Origin of the sequence: Janibacter corallicola NBRC 107790 (assembly GCF_001570965.1) — a bacterium.
Taxonomy (GTDB): Bacteria; Actinomycetota; Actinomycetes; order Actinomycetales; family Dermatophilaceae; genus Janibacter; species Janibacter corallicola.
The window spans coordinates 1-930 of record NZ_BCSR01000091.1 but is presented as its reverse complement, the minus strand read 5'-3'; the positions used below and the strand labels follow the sequence as shown (position 1 = coordinate 930).

The window sequence follows — 930 nt, the reverse complement described above, 5'->3', positions numbered from 1 at the left end:
GGCGGGCCGCCTCGAGCGGCTCCCCGAACTGCCAGCCGGTGCCGGAGACCCCCTGTTGCAGCTGGACCGCCTGGCCGCCGCGCACGTCGACGGCCGGGAGGAGCTCCAGTCGCGAAGTCCCACTCGTGCTCACAGTGACATCACCCAGTTCTTCAGCAGGTGCAGCCCAGCGTCCCCGGACTTCTCGGGGTGGAACTGCGTTGCGGACAGTGCGCCGTTCTCGACGGCGGCGACGAAGGGGGCCCCGTGCCGGGCCCACGTGACGAGCGGCGCGGCGGCGGCCAACGCCCCGTCCGCGGCCGGGAGGTCCCAGGTCAGGGCCGCGTAGGAGTGGACGAAGTAGAAGCGCTGCTCCTCCAGCCCCGCGAAGAGGCGGGTGCCCTCCGGCGCCGTGACGTCGGACCAGCCCATGTGGGGCACGACCGGCGCGGTGAGCCGCGCGACCGTGCCCGGCCACTGGTGCAGGCCCTCCTCCGGCCGGGCGGCGGGCTCCTCGGAGCCGTCGAACATCACCTGCATGCCCACGCACACCCCGAGGACGGGGCGGCCACCGGCGAGACGGACGTCGACGAGGCGAGGGCCGTCCACGGCGCGCAGCGCCGCCATGCAGGCGTGGAAGTTGCCGACCCCGGGGACGAGCAGCCCGTCCGCGGCGAGGACGCGGTCACGATCGGCCGTGAGATCGGCCTCCGCGCCGACGTGGGCCAGTGCCCGGACGACGGAGTGGAGGTTGCCGGAACCGTGGTCGAGGACGACGACGTGTGGAGCGCTCATTGGTGCTCATCCTTCACCGTGGTCTCGAAGGCCGCCACCGCCCGGGGGTTGGGGCCGATCGCCGGCCCGGGCTCCGGATCGCCGCCCTCGAGCAGCCGGCCACCGGGCAGCCCGAGGACGGCGAGCAGCTCCAGGAGCCAGTCCAGGTGCGGCAGG

General features: G+C 74.4%; 1 protein-coding gene. It reads right to left on the bottom strand.

All coding sequences use genetic code 11. The features are described 5' to 3' along the window. Nucleotides 1-129: 129 nt before the first annotated feature. Nucleotides 130-774 (bottom strand): imidazole glycerol phosphate synthase subunit HisH, encoded by a 645-nt coding sequence (gene hisH, locus JCO01S_RS15255; RefSeq protein WP_068257697.1) that lies wholly within the window; start codon nucleotides 772-774, stop codon nucleotides 130-132. Nucleotides 775-930: the final 156 nt, after the last annotated feature.

Coding starts and splice junctions, on each gene's coding strand:
- hisH (WP_068257697.1), bottom strand. CDS start 774: ATGAGCGCTCCACACGTCGTCGTCCTCGACCACGGTTCCGGCAACCTC.